This window comes from Pseudomonas sp. Gutcm_11s (genome assembly GCF_028649395.1).
Classification (GTDB): Bacteria; Pseudomonadota; Gammaproteobacteria; order Pseudomonadales; family Pseudomonadaceae; genus Aquipseudomonas.
In genome coordinates this window covers 19,496-33,001 of record NZ_JAQSUW010000007.1, presented here as the reverse complement: position 1 = coordinate 33,001, position 13,506 = coordinate 19,496, and the positions used below count along the sequence as shown (strand labels likewise).

Genomic DNA, 13,506 nt, shown 5'->3' with positions numbered 1-13,506 from the left:
GTGTGGTCTGTCCGCTAGCGCACATAGCTCTGCAGATAAATAGGCTCTAAGCGCGCTAGCGCACCGACGTGCTGTTCGTTGTCTGCCAGTGTCCTCTACCCGAAACCACGCAATATCGCGGGCTCTGTGGCTGTTCAGAGGTCACAGGCAAGTCCCGGCAGCCTGACCAAGTTCGGTGAACAGAAGCGACGCCTTCACTCGCGACGCAGCGAATACTCAGGCCAAGATTCTCATCAAGAAGTACAAACGCTGATGCAGAACCGCATCAAGCGTTGCACCAGTGCGCAGCGGTGGGCCTCTAGCGAAAAGCCACCTGGCTGCTCCGGAAGCGCGTTTTTTCCCAAGCGGAGAAACACCATGAACAAGCAACCTCGTACCTTATTCCTTGCTTCTGCCATCGCCCTGGCCATCACCAGTGCGAGCGGTGGAGTTCTTGCCGCCACAGCCTCGCAGGAAATCACCAATGCCCGCCAGGAAACCCAGATCTGGACCACCTATGCGCTTAGCCCTTACCTACGCGCCAACGACCTCAAGGTCTCGGTGGACAATGGCAAGGCCACACTGACCGGTAATGTCGCCGAAGACGTCAACAAGGATCTGGCCGAGGAGATCGCTTTGGGCGTCAAAGGCATCACAGAAGTCGACAATCGGATTGCCGTGAGCGCTGACTACCAGCCGGCCAAGCCCGGCGCCGAGCGCAGCTTTGGCGAGACAATCGATGACGCCGGCATTACCGCGAAGATCAAGTCCAAGCTGATGTGGGGCAAGAGCACCGACGGCATGTCCACCGATGTGGACACCAAGTCCGGTCGGGTGACCTTGCGCGGTACTGCGCAGAGTGCTGCCGAGCGCGATCTAGCCGGACGCATAGCGATGAATACCCAAGGCGTGATCGCGTTGGACAACCAGATCAAGGTCAATGCCCTTCAGCCAACCATTGCTGAAAGCAGCAAGAACATGACCGACGAAGCAGGCGCAGATATATCCGACAGTTGGATTACCACCAAGGTCAAATCGACCCTGCTCTACTCCAGCAGCGTGTCTGGGTCGGCCATCGACGTGACTACCAAAAAGGGTATCGTCAGCCTCAGGGGTAGGGTCAGCAACGGTGCCGAGCATGACCAGGCCATCGAGCTCGCGCAGAACGTCCGCGGTGTGAAGAGTGTGCAATCCAAGGAGCTGGTGTTTTAACGCAGCGTTGATTGCTGCGGGATCATCACGCCGCCGCTACAGCGGTCGGCGTGGCGGTCCGTTTACACAGGTTCTCGGCATAACGGCAATGTCTCCTGGGGGCTTGCCTCCTCCGGTGAGCGCTAGACTGCCGAAGTGGAGTCGTATGCCTGCCCTAAGCCCGGCACTACAGAGTCCGGCTCCTGCTACGGCAACAACTGCCAGACTTCGGCATTGGCCAACTCCTCTACGGTAACGTGCCGGCTCGGATCATGGATTGGGTTGAGTTCGTAGCTGTTGGAGGCCGGTCTGTACGCTATCGAACTCTCGTATGTAGCGCCGGCAGGCTGGCCCCAGCTCATCTGGCGAGTCCCACTGGTGCAATGAGTGCCTGATCTATGCAGGGTAGTTCTGCGGGCAGCGCACTCGCGAATGCAAAAGTGCACTTCCTTTCGAGTGCTCTCCCTATGCGCGTTAGCGTACGGACACGCTCTTGTATGGCTGTCATCGTCTACCTCCCTGAGCTCCACTTCTAGCGCAGTACTCAACAGGTGACGGGCTATGACCTATCGGATTCTGATTGTCACGGCGGATGCCGTCGATTGCCATGGCCTGTTGGGAATGCTTGGTGAGGCCGCGGATGGCCCCTTCAACAGCGAACAGGTCAGGTCGCTATCCGCTGCGCTGGCGCGAATGCAGACCGGAGGCATCGACGCGGTGCTCCTCGATCTGGCGCTGCCGGATAGCCAAGGTATCAATACCTTCAAGAAGCTCTTCGCCGTGGCGCCGCAGATACCGATCATGACCCTCTGCGTGCCGGAGGACGAGGTGCTGGCATTGCAGGCGCTAGAGTGCGGCGCCCAGGGTTATCTGCTGAAGGGCCTGTTTGCCAGTTATCTGGTGGCCCAGTCGCTGCGCCACATCATTCAACGCACGGTGACAGAGGCGTATCTTGGTCTCGAGCGAGCACGCGCGGAAATAACCCTCAACTCGATCAGCGATGCTGTCATCGGCACGGACATGCAGGGCAATGTCGATTACCTGAATGTGGCGGCAGAAAACATGACTGGCTGGCTGCGCAATGATGCGCGAGGCCAACCCATCGACCAGGTGATGCACATAGTCGATGGTGAAACGGCTGCAACGGCCGTCAACCCGGTGCGGCTGGTGCTGGAGCGGAAACAGCCTATGGCGATGACTGCTGGCTCTATGCTGGTACGGCGCGATGGCAGCAATCTGGCGATTGAAGATTCCGCTGCGCCGATTATCGATCCCGGCGGCCAGATCAGCGGAGCTGTGGTGGTATTTCACGATGTCTCCGAGACGCGTGCCATGTCTGTGCGCATGGCCTATCTAGCTCAGCATGATTTCCTCACTCGGCTGCCCAATCGTGTGCTACTCAACGACCGTATCGCTCAGGCGATCAGCCTCGCAGAGCGTAGCGGCAACTCCATCGCCCTGATGTTCCTCGACCTGGATCACTTCAAATACATCAATGACTCCCTGGGCCATGCCGCAGGAGATCAGTTGCTGCAGTCTGTGGCCCAGCGCCTGTCGGCCTGCGTCCGCAGCTCGGATACGGTGAGCCGCAATGGCGGGGACGAGTTCGTGGTGCTGTTGGCGGAGGGGCGCGACATGCAGGATGCAAGCGTCATTGCGAACAAGATCATTGCGGCGCTATCCGCCTCGTACTTCATCGACCAGCAGGAGTTGCACATGACCTGCAGCATCGGCATCAGCGTGTATCCGGCAGATGCCGCCAGCGCCGAAGAATTGCTGAAAAATGCCGACACGGCGATGTACCACGCCAAGGGAGTTGGGCGTAACAACTACCAGTTCTTCAAGCATGTGATGAATGTGCGCGCTGTCGAGCGACAGGTTATCGAAAGCAACCTTTGGCAGGCCTTGGACCGGCGCGAGTTTATGCTCCACTACCAGCCCAAGCTCAACTTGAGCACAGGAGCCATCACCGGTGCTGAGGCTCTGTTGCGCTGGTTGCACCCACAATGGGGCGTCACTCTGCCGGAGCGCTTCTTATCTGTCGCCGAAGACTGTGGGTTGATCGTGCCGATCGGTCGCTGGGTGTTGCGCGAGGCTTGTCGGCAAGCCAAACATTGGCAGGAGCAAGGACTTGAGTTGCCGTCGATCGCGGTAAATGTCTGCTCGTTGGAGCTCCTTCATCCGGACTTCGCCGCCAGTGTTCAGGCAACTCTCGACGAGATTGGTCTCCCACCTACTTGTCTGCAGCTGGACATCACGGAGAGTGCTCTGATGCGTGATGCCGATACCTGCGTGGAGGTTCTGCGTCAGCTCAAGAGAGCCGGTGTGCAACTGGCCATGGATGATTTTGGTACTGGCTACTCCAGCTTGAGCTACCTGCTGAAGCTCCCCATTGATGTGCTTAAGATCGACAAGACCTCTGTGCAGGCCATCAGCGGCGGCAATCGCGCCTTCGTCAGCGCCGTGATAGCCATGGGCACGAGCCTCAGCTACCAAGTCGTCGCCGAAGGTGTGGAAAACGAGGAGCAACTGGTTTTCCTACGGAGCGAACAGTGCCAGGAAGGGCAGGGCTATTTGTTTAACCATGGCCTGGCTAGCGAGCCATTTACCGCCCTTTTGCAGATGAAGAAATGCTCAGAACTGGCAGCGGTGCATAGCGCTCGTACGGAGGCTAGGTTGTAGATCGGGGGGGAGCGACAAGCAGGTGTGCGTAACCTTCGCTGAGTGTTGCGTAGCACTCACAGGCGGCGGCTTCCAGGCCGGCGCGGTCAAGGATGGTGATCTGCCCGCGGCTGTAATGAATCAGGTGACGTAGTTGCAACGCACCGGCGGCAATGGTAACGCCGCTTCGACGCACACCGAGCATGTCCGCGAGGAATTCATGGGTCAGATAAAAGCAATCCGCATGCGCTCGGTCATGGGTCATCAGTAGCCATTTAGCCAGTCTTGGCTCAAGTTCATGAAAGTGCCCGCAGGCCGCATTTTGCGATAGCTGCGTCAGCATCACATAGAGGTAGCGTTGTAGGGTGCGCTGTAGCGTCGGGCATTCGCGCAATGCCTGGCGCAACTGCGTAGCTCTGATGCGCAGGGCACTTCCGCTGCCCTGGACCACGGCGCGACTGGGGGCAGTACCGATGCCCAAGGCCATAGTGGCGCCCAACATGCCTTCGTTACCAATCAAGCCGAGCTCCAGTGGGCGACGCGGTCTCACGATGGCTACCAGGGAAATGAAGCTGCTGAGGGGGAAATAGAGGTGCTGGAAGGGCTGATCGGCCTCGCAGAGAATGTTGCCGAACTCCAGCTTTACCGATTCGCAGTGTGGCAGGACCTGTTTGAGTTCTTTATGAGGTAAGCCGTCGAGCAGTAGATTGACGACGGGCGGCAAGGTGGGGGCTGACATGAAGACGTCCTGCAGCACAGAGAGCCGACGAGGGCGAGGGAAGGGTGCCTGACAATCCCGTTTCAGCAGTCTGCCCGACATAGCTCCCTAGCTCTGTTCGCTACAGCACGCTGTATGGTCTTTCGATCAGCCTCACGTACGATCCACATCGGTGTTGCGCAGGGCATAGGGCAGTAGGCGGTCGGTTTCTTTCTTCACCACGGCGTAGCACTCGCAGCTCAGTTGCTCGAGCTTGCGCCGGTCGAGAACAGTGATATGGCCGCGTCTGTACTCGATCACCCCTTGACGCTGCAGCTTGCCGGCGGCCTCGGTGACGCCTTCGCGGCGCACGCCGAGCATATTGGCGATCAGTTCCTGGGTCATGGTCAGTTTGTTGCTAGGTAGCCGGTCCAGCGACAACAGTAGCCAGCGGCACAACTGTTGGTCGATCGAGTGGTGGCGGTTGCACACTGCGGTCTGCGACATCTGAGTGATCAGTGCCTGGGTATAGCGCAGCATCAACGCCAGCAACTCACCATGCCGATTGAATTCATCCTTGAGGCGTTGCCCCGGCAGTCGATAGGCGGAGCCGCCACTTTGTACGATTGCCCGACTGGGAGTGCTTTCGCCGCCCATGAACAAGGCGACGCCGACCAGGCCTTCGTTACCGACCACAGATATTTCCGCTGATGCACCGCTCTCCATCACATAGAGCAGCGAGATGATCGAGTCGGTAGGGAAGTAGACATGGCGCATGGTATCGCCAGACTCGTAGAGCACTTTGCCCAAGGGCAAAGAAACCAGCTCCAGGTGACTGAGCAGGCGCTCCTGAACTTCGCTTGAGAGGGCCGCCAGCAGATGATTCTGTTGCGGTATAGGTGTCGTGGACATTTCAATCCCTCTCAATAAGCGAGACAGACTATACGCTGCTACTGGGCGGTACCGTACATAGTTGAGTCTTTGGGAGCGGCGGTGTTCCTACTGCCGCATGGTAGAGAGGGAACGCCCGCAGCCTAAACTTTCCTCTCGGCATATCAGGCTGTCGGCATTGGCCATAGCCGAGCTTCTTGTCCAAAGAAGGGGTGTTTTCTATGTCCGCTATTGGCCGATAGCTGCCTTTAAAGATCGAGATTGAAATTGAGTCGGTGCGAGCCTTTTGTGTCCTATACAGGCGCAAAAGCCAAACACGCATCTCTATAACGACATGAACAGGGCGTCTACGGGCACGCCCGCAGGCTTGCGATTGTACGACGGCGCGTAGGCAAGAATGAGCAGAAGCTCTAGAACAAGCCGATCTGTCTCATTCTCGATTGCCAGGAAGCGCAGATCTGTCCAGTTGCTCCACCATGGCTTCTGGGCGTGTGGAGATGTTTGGTCGTGGAGCCGCAGCTTAATGCGTCTTCCAGACTGGCCCACATAGAGCGCAAAAGCGTCGGCGCCGTAGTACACGTAAACGCCGCATTTCGGTGATGTGCCTTTGGGGCTTCTGCCGCCGAACTCTTCTTTTGTAAGCACTATCGACTGGCTTTCAAACCATTGTTGAGCCTGTTCGGCGGTGGTTTTGAGGGTCGTCTTAAGCGTGGCTATCGCTTGTGGGGATTCCATTGCATTCAGACTTGGCGAGGGAAGGTGGTCGAGTCTAGCTGAGTCCATGCAGCGAGCGACCTTGAGTCACTTGCTTGCGACTACTTCCTCAAGATCAGGCGATGCTTTGGTGGCTCGTGAGTGCCTGGCCTCGATGACGACGATGGTTTGTGAGGCAGAATCCAAGAGCTGATCAAGCTTGCTTGTGTTGTCAGGATCGAGGTTCGCATCCCACTCATCGAGCATCATGATGGCAGGAGCCGCCGCGAGTATGCTCTGGATCTGTGCGATCTTGGCCTGGCCTGTCGATTGAGCACTTTCCAGGTCAAAGAAGTTGGTCTCCGGCGTCATGAGCAGTGAGTCGCCAATAGCGGTCTTGATTATCTTGAGGTACGACGTCTTTCCTGAGCCGTTGCTCCCGCTGACCCGGTAGCGGCCACGAGTAATTGACCCATCCTTGAGCTTGCCAAGTAGGTCAACTGCGCAGACCGGCGTGCTCGTGGCGCTCTCTTTAACCTCAATGGAATTCAGTGAGGTCTCCAAGAGTGAATGGTGTCGGTCAAGTGTCCCAACGAACTCCTTCAGGTTTCGCAGCTTAGACCTGACTAGGAAGAATTGGCTCAGGTAGATACTGAGCGAATGAATGTTCCCAAAGACCTGCAGGCTGCGAGGAAGAACTGCGACCAGGGTTCCTACCGTGGCAGCGGTGATGATGTCCGAGAAGATGAGCGTGACCACGACAGCGCAGGTCGCAATCGTGATCGGGGCACAGGCAACGAACTGCTCAAGAAGCATGTATTTGTCGATGTGCCTGAAATACGACTTTGAGTTTTCTTCGAGTCGATTGAAGCCGTCTTTCTTCATGGCGCTGTTGCCGAAGGCTACGGCACACCACGTTGATTCAATTGAAAGCAGCGCCTTCAGCCTTCGGCTTTGCATCCCACCGGCTAGGCTATCAATCTTCTTTTTTAGGGAAGTTACCAAGATCATCGAGATGAGCAGTGAGATCGACATTGCGACAGTGATCTCTAGGCCCACAGCGACATAAAAAACTATCAGTGTAAGTATCACATTGAGGCAGACAGACACCATGCCTATGTAGAAGTCACAAGCGTGCGAGATCGTAGAGGCTGCCTCCCCGCCGATCCACTGAACTACGCTCTTTTTGTTTTTCTCAGATGAGTATTGCAGGTTTTCACATGCTGCTGAGATGGTGGACTCTGCATACTTAAGCCATGTCGCATTCGCAGATTTAACGGTAAATAATGAGGCTGCAGAGCTAACCAGATATGCCAGAAGGGCAAATGCAAAGAATAGCGAGATAAAATTTAGGACTTCGTCCAGATTCCCGCCCGCTAAGGCTGCCCCCGCCATGGCAATGAAGTATGTGGAGAGGGCTAATGAGGCTTGCTGCAACGCCGTGCAGGCAAGGGCGATGGCGAAATTATTATCTTTCACTCAGGCTCATCCTTTAACTTGAAATGCAATTGCCAATGCCGGAATTACAATTATAGCGAATAGTGCTATTTTTCTGAGGGCTTGTGTCCTGTACTGCTTTCTCAGTAATAGTGCTTGCTCTACCTGCTTCTTTGTATAGCCTTTGACATTAGGTGTGCTGAATTTTTTGATGAACGAATTTAAGAAGCTTAGCTTTTCTCTAACGCCATAATGTTCCGGTTCAAGAAAAAGCAGGTCTTGCGAGGTTAAATCCCGCAAAACCAGTGTTGGGGTAGGCGTGCGGAGTGGGAAGTAGTCGTTGGAGTGCAGGCTGGGTGCAGGGCTGTCTTTGTAAAGCACCCCGATCATTAGTCCATTTCTGATGCAATTTACCTTCGCGGTAATGTGCGCGCGCAGTAGCCGCATGACATCGAAGCCGTCTTCGAACAGGATAATGACAGTCCCGTGGGCCTTGATGTCTCTAGACTTGTAAAATGATATGCACTCTTTTATGAGTGTTTGAATTTCTTTGTCAGAGCCATTGCTGTCGAAGTAGGAGAAGTAGACCTCATTCACTTCTAGTGCTTTGGGCATGAAGGGGCACATAACCCCGTTTCGAAATGGATGCTGCCTGGTTAGGAATACTTCGAGGTATGGCTTAATTCCCGCGTAGGCTTTCTCGACAAACCTTGGAGAGCCTGCGGGTGGCGACGTGTCTATCGCCCAGATGTTTGGCATGTGTAATCCCTTACTAAAACCCCCTCTGGGTAGAGGGGGTCTTCAGCCTCAGCTAGTTACCACTTCCAGCCGCCATTGTTCTTGCACTGACCGGGAGAACCCGGCCCGCAAAGATCGAAATTGGCGAGCAGTTTTTTGAGCAGGCTTTTCGGGCGTGCGTCAACGAAGCTTGCGCCTTCGTGCTTTGCGGTGAATGCGGAAGAGAGCGGGTCAGAGTAATTTGCGTCCATGTATAACTCCTAGTTGAGAAAGCCTATCAAATGTACTAGATAGGCATTCACATGCTAGCGCAGAGATTTCGTGATGCGCAAGAGGTGGTTGGAGAGTTGGGCTGAATGGCACATTGCCGCCATGGTATCTACGCTGAGGGGCTATATATCAGAGCAAGGAGCGCTTCCATGAGACTGGTCGTTCTGCTTTTCTCGCTGCTACTGCTGGCAGGTTGCGAGACGATGAAGATTCTTACCACTCCAAAGATTGAGCCTTCAGCGCCTAAGACCGATGTAGGAATCCTCCAACTAATTGGGGCAACGCAGGGGCGTTACCCAATTTGGGTGACGGAAAGCCAGGACAAGAAACAGATACTTGTAGATCCAGAGGTTGCTGCCGTCTGCGCCCCCCCTTCGGGTATTGCTGCTGCATCCGCAGCTATCTGGGCTCCCATTGCAGCGCGAGTCGTAATTGATGCGGCTGGCAAAGCTGCAGCTAACTACGTGAAGAAAGTCAAAGCCCAATCTTCGAAGTCGACCGCGTTCAGGTCGGTGGTTTCGGGCAAAGATCTAAGAGAGGCTAAATGCCTGATCGCTTACCGAGGGCCATCTATTGATCTGCATGCCGATGGCAGTGGGATTGCCCCTACCTCAAAAGTTGCGGATGGCAATGAAATACGACCGGAGCCCAAACCGAGCGCCCTAGTTCTGATGCGGGTTGAGCATCAACTGAATACGCTACGGCTAGTGCCAATTTATGCCATGGCTAAGAACAGTGTCTCCCTCACTAAGTGCACGGGGGATTGCAGCCTGTTGGGTCGTGAAAATGGGAAGATCAGTATCTCCGTAGCAGTCACTGGCACGGCAGTGGTGAAGCCCTCCGGCAATGACATAAAGCTTCGCGATATCGGTACCGCAACGCTGACCGTCAAGGATATTCCTCTCGGTGGGAAAGTCGTCTCTGTGCCTAAGAAGGGTGCAGTGCCGTTACCAGTTGGTGATCGCTCGGCAATTCTTGCCATTCCTAATGACGACGTTGCCATTCAGCTGTCCATCGGAATGACAGAGGCGGGGGATGTAGCTGGAGACCCTGACATCGCTGATTCAGAGATTCTTGCTGCCACCGCTGCCTTCAGCGAAGGAGCTCTTGCGGAGATCAAAGCGCACTACGACAGGGCTGCAGCAGATTGATGCTCGTCAAGCTGGAGCTTGGCTTGAGTTCCAGCCTCTGAGGTTGAGCTGCTTCGGGCGGTTCATGGTCACCCTGGAAACAAAAAGGGCCGCTTATGCGGCCCTCTGAACTAGCGCAGCTTACTGCAGCCAGCTTTCGACTTTTTCAGCGCCGTACTGCTCTTTCCAAGCCTTAAGCACCTTGTGGTTGCCGCCTTTGGTTTCGACGATCTCACCGTTGTTCGGGTTCTTGTAGGTTTTCAGGGTGCGCTCCCGACGAGCCCCTCTCACGGGTGCTACAGCACCTTTGCTTGCCTTAGGATCGAGCAGGGCAATAACGTTTTTCAGGGAGTAGCCGTACTCGGCCAGCAGAGCGCGCAGCTTGGTTTCAAAGTCGATTTCTTTCTTCAGTTTTTCGTCGCCTTGAAGGGCTTCGAGACGCTTTTGCTGCTCCGCGATCTGGGCTTTTAGGGCGTTGTATTCGGCGACAATCGACATGGTAATTCCTAGTTCCGGGCTATGTGGCTTTAAGATACATAGTAGAGCTCGTAGAGTTCAACTAGCGACGGCAACAAAATTCGACAAGTACAGGTAAGTTACTGCGTGCCTAGATTGAAATCCACATCACCCTCGGAGGGGAAATTTTTAGGGTTAGAAAGCGGAAAGACCTCTTTATCCAAGAACTGCTGTACGCCACCTCGCCGGCCCAGGGAGTCTTGTTTAAAGAGAGCTGTGAACCGCCCCGGACATACTAGACACCACGAGATCTACAGAGAATATGTCAGCCAATTTCTGCTTTTGGCCGGTTGCAGCCCCTCACTAGGCAGCTGGACACTAGCTGGATATAAATTTCTACAAGGCTAAGGAGGAGTCATGGCTCTGCCGAGCTACTGCCTATAGCGGTGGGACCTTGAAACTGCAGCAGGGCGCGGATCAGTTCTACAGGTTTGCTGTGCACGGCTCTGAAGAGCTGCTCAGCGATTTCCAGCGTGGGTAGGTTGCAGTGACCTTCTTGCTGAAGTCGCGCCAGCAAGAAGGCCACATAGTCCTTTCCCAGAAGGGGATAGGTCATGTTGACCGCGCCGTAAAACGCTTGGATTTGATCGGTGGTCATCTTTATGCACGCGGCCTGGTCGGAGCAGGCGCCTATGAGCATGAAATGTCCAGGCGTCTCCAGTCGAATGTTTATGGCGTCTCGAGCTGCCTTCAAGGCTTTCATGATCCCTTGTCCCTCCTGGGTGGATGCTGCTTCCTGTGCTTCATCGATAATCAAAACGATATCGGATTTGGCTCGATCGACCTGCGTCTTAAGTACCTCCGCGATCGTTGCTCCTCCTGGCATCCCCAGACCATCGATCACAATGTCGAGCTCGGATCCGAGAGCTTCGCTCTCCCTCTCGCTCAGGGCTTCTCGAATAGCCTCTTCAACCATGTCTTGGGAACTGCGCTGAGGCGCGCTGCATAGATCAACGTAAACAACCAGCGCTCCGCCTTTCTCCAGTGCTGGAGCTAAATCACGTATCAAGAAGGTGGTTTTTCCGGTTCCGTGAGGCCCAAACATGAACAGCCCAGAGCGCAGCCCCAGATCTAACACCGAGGGCTTCAGAAGCTGCTTGGCCAACTCTTGGGCCAACTTGGGGCGCCGGAAAATTTCAGTCATGACGTCACTATGAGGCATCAAGCTCAAGGGTAGAGCTCAACTGTCGTCCCTGGCCGGTATTGACTGGTTAGTCACCGAATTATGAATTTCCGCATAATTCCGCATAATTCATTTTTAGTTAGTTCTTATGCTGGGATTTTCCGCAAGCCTGGAGATATGTTGCGACCAATGATGCTGTCTCGCTTTTCTTGGTGAGCTTTCGCACCGGCCACAAACTAACGACCCCGACGGGCGCTGATTTCAACCGGTGCTCTGGTCCGGGCGGTTTCTGGCCAATAGTAATCTCTAGCGAAGGTCAGTTAATTGAAGAAAATTAGTGCAGAAAAATGTGCAGAATGATGTGGTAAACCGCTGAACATACCGATCTGCAAGGCTTTGCCGATCATGCTAAATCTGCAAAAAAATCTGCATTCTGATGTGCATATCAATTGTCGAGCAGCATCTGGCTGTAAGTGGACGCATGCGGGGACAGCTGTTAGTCGAAGCGGATATCGCGGTCGCCACTGAACAGCAGCCCCCAGTTTCGATGAACGAGCTCTCGACAAGCGTTTAAGCCCCCCCCGAAGCACCGCTCGGACACCTTCGTCATCTGAGTTTCTGAGTCGTATCTAATTGGCCCCCCACTCTGGTTGAGCAGCGCGCCATGCGCTCCAATTAGTAAGGCATGGCCTCCGACGACATCATGGGCTGAGACAGGTACCAGAGATGCACATGCAACAGCATCACCGGCCGCTACACGGGCCAGTCGATAGGCAATGCTTGGCATCGGAATGAAGCCAGCTGGTGCACACAACTCTGCATTCAGTTCGGGCTTGGTAGCTGCAGCTGTGCTCACTAGCACATGACAGCCAGGAGCCAAGCTGGCATGGGCAAGATGCGGAAGTACCTCTTGGCCGTTGCGAATAACGTTGCTGCATCCTTCCGCCCAGGAGATACAGTCGGGACCGCGATCTTCCGTGACCGGGGCATAGACCACTCCAAGCACGGGTATTGAGTTGCACAGCAGCCCGACGGAGACTGCAGATCCCTTCCGGCCAAGCAGGAAATCAGTCGTGCCGTCGTTGGGGTCAACCACCCAGCAGTACTCGTGACCTGTCAGGTGGGTGCCCGTCTCCTCACCCCAGAAATCACAGTCCAGTAGTGCCAGTAAGTCGGTACGCAGTACGCATTCGATCTCTGCATCGACCTCTGCCTTGTCCCCCTGGCCTCGGGGGCCTTTAGGGCGTTCCCACTCTGCGGCCAGCAACTTGCCTGCCGAAAGAACTATCTCTGTAACGGGCTTCAGCAAATGCGCGCAGGTCATGGGGCCTCAGGGGTATTGGGTGGGCAGGTTCGGCTGGATGGTCATTGCCGGGCACTGAGCGCCGCTACACTCGTTCAAGCAGCGGCCATCGATCATGGATCCAGGCAAGCTCAGCGGGCGCATCCGTAGTCACGATGTACACCCGTTTCTGCTCGCCTTCCCCGATGACCAAGCACTTCAGGGCCTGGCCATCCGGCACGTCAAACCAGTGCGATTGTCGGTTCTTGTCCCCTGGCTTGCCATCCTTTTCCATGAAGCGCTGCACCATTGCCAGCCCTTGCCGAGGTCGGTACTTGGTCCAACCGCCGGCCTGCACAGTAATGAGCCTTGCCCAACCACCAGGTGGACCTTCTCCAGGCTCTTCCTTGCGCCGGCCCCACTGAATCCAATCGAGCTGGCCGGAGCCTTCCAGAAGCACTGGTAGGGCCGACTTGGGGTTGGGGAAATAGATTTTCCAGACCTTCTCAGCCTCGCGGGCCTCAACACCTCCGCACATCGACTACCTCCTCGAGCTGCGCGCAGCTGCACATTCGGTGCTCGTCTTCCTGTTCTAGACTGCTCGCGCAGGACGCACATTCCCCAACCGGAAAAGGATTTCGCCATGGGATTTCTGACTGTCACTCGCCGCGAAGGCGAGACCATCCGCCTCACCATCGACCCCGGCGTCGACACCGAAAAACTACTCGCGCTGCTACTGCGCGATGGCATCACCATCCACATGCACCGAGGTCAGCGCGACGGGCATATCCGCGTGGGCATTGAGGCGCCAAAGCAGATCCAGATCAGCCGCGCTGAGTTGGTCGAGGACTGAGGCCGCCCATTCCACCTGTCGGCGCACCTCTCGGTTCTGATTGAC

General features: G+C 55.6%; 14 protein-coding genes. 4 read left to right on the top strand and 10 right to left on the bottom strand.

Annotated features, from left to right (window positions below; all coding sequences use genetic code 11):
* The first annotated feature begins 357 nt into the window (after positions 1-357).
* Positions 358-1,191 (top strand): BON domain-containing protein, encoded by an 834-nt coding sequence (locus PTT45_RS01540; RefSeq protein ID WP_273811125.1) that lies wholly within the window; start codon positions 358-360, stop codon positions 1,189-1,191.
* 540 nt (positions 1,192-1,731) lie between these two features.
* Positions 1,732-3,852 (top strand): putative bifunctional diguanylate cyclase/phosphodiesterase, encoded by a 2,121-nt coding sequence (locus PTT45_RS01535; RefSeq protein WP_273811124.1) that lies wholly within the window; start codon positions 1,732-1,734, stop codon positions 3,850-3,852.
* Here PTT45_RS01535 and PTT45_RS01530 read toward each other — a convergent pair.
* From PTT45_RS01530 to PTT45_RS01505, 6 genes are all read right to left on the bottom strand, one after another.
* Positions 3,842-4,570: a Crp/Fnr family transcriptional regulator gene (locus PTT45_RS01530; RefSeq protein WP_273811123.1), complete on the bottom strand. Its 729-nt coding sequence runs from the start codon at positions 4,568-4,570 to the stop codon at positions 3,842-3,844. The two genes, PTT45_RS01535 and PTT45_RS01530, sit on opposite strands and share 11 nt — an antisense overlap.
* Positions 4,571-4,702: 132 nt before the next feature.
* On the bottom strand, positions 4,703-5,440 hold the full coding sequence (locus PTT45_RS01525; protein WP_273811122.1) for a Crp/Fnr family transcriptional regulator: 738 nt from the start codon (positions 5,438-5,440) through the stop codon (positions 4,703-4,705).
* A gap of 303 nt (positions 5,441-5,743) precedes the next feature.
* Positions 5,744-6,154 (bottom strand): hypothetical protein, encoded by a 411-nt coding sequence (locus PTT45_RS01520; RefSeq protein WP_273811121.1) that lies wholly within the window; start codon positions 6,152-6,154, stop codon positions 5,744-5,746.
* Between the two features lie 66 nt (positions 6,155-6,220).
* The gene (locus PTT45_RS01515; RefSeq protein ID WP_273811120.1) at positions 6,221-7,591 is read right to left on the bottom strand and encodes an ATP-binding cassette domain-containing protein; all 1,371 of its coding nucleotides are present in this window, start codon (positions 7,589-7,591) and stop codon (positions 6,221-6,223) included.
* A 6-nt stretch (positions 7,592-7,597) separates the two neighbouring features.
* Positions 7,598-8,308 (bottom strand): DUF6875 domain-containing protein, encoded by a 711-nt coding sequence (locus tag PTT45_RS01510; protein WP_273811119.1) that lies wholly within the window; start codon positions 8,306-8,308, stop codon positions 7,598-7,600.
* A gap of 56 nt (positions 8,309-8,364) precedes the next feature.
* Positions 8,365-8,538 (bottom strand): hypothetical protein, encoded by a 174-nt coding sequence (locus PTT45_RS01505; protein WP_273811118.1) that lies wholly within the window; start codon positions 8,536-8,538, stop codon positions 8,365-8,367.
* Between the two features lie 168 nt (positions 8,539-8,706).
* Here PTT45_RS01505 and PTT45_RS01500 point away from each other — a divergent pair, with 168 nt between their 5' ends.
* Entirely contained in the window at positions 8,707-9,708 is a 1,002-nt protein-coding gene (locus tag PTT45_RS01500; protein ID WP_273811117.1) for a hypothetical protein, read from the top strand.
* Between the two features lie 120 nt (positions 9,709-9,828).
* Here the strand turns inward: PTT45_RS01500 and PTT45_RS01495 are convergent, their stop codons facing one another.
* The 4 genes from PTT45_RS01495 to PTT45_RS01480 all read right to left on the bottom strand — a co-directional run bounded on the left by PTT45_RS01495 (position 9,829) and on the right by PTT45_RS01480 (position 13,146).
* Positions 9,829-10,185, bottom strand: a complete 357-nt coding sequence (locus PTT45_RS01495) for a histone-like nucleoid-structuring protein, MvaT/MvaU family (RefSeq protein ID WP_273811116.1) — start codon at positions 10,183-10,185, stop codon at positions 9,829-9,831.
* Between the two features lie 373 nt (positions 10,186-10,558).
* Positions 10,559-11,347, bottom strand: a complete 789-nt coding sequence (locus tag PTT45_RS01490; protein WP_273811115.1) for an ATP-binding protein — start codon at positions 11,345-11,347, stop codon at positions 10,559-10,561.
* 475 nt (positions 11,348-11,822) lie between these two features.
* Positions 11,823-12,650: an inositol monophosphatase family protein gene (locus tag PTT45_RS01485; protein WP_273811114.1), complete on the bottom strand. Its 828-nt coding sequence runs from the start codon at positions 12,648-12,650 to the stop codon at positions 11,823-11,825.
* A gap of 64 nt (positions 12,651-12,714) precedes the next feature.
* Positions 12,715-13,146 carry a hypothetical protein gene (locus PTT45_RS01480; protein WP_273811113.1) on the bottom strand — a complete coding sequence of 144 codons (432 nt, stop codon included), beginning with the start codon at positions 13,144-13,146 and terminating at the stop codon, positions 12,715-12,717.
* A gap of 105 nt (positions 13,147-13,251) precedes the next feature.
* On the opposite strand from PTT45_RS01480, the gene PTT45_RS01475 reads away from it, so the two are divergent.
* The gene (locus PTT45_RS01475; protein ID WP_273234969.1) at positions 13,252-13,461 is read left to right on the top strand and encodes a carbon storage regulator; all 210 of its coding nucleotides are present in this window, start codon (positions 13,252-13,254) and stop codon (positions 13,459-13,461) included.
* Positions 13,462-13,506: the final 45 nt, after the last annotated feature.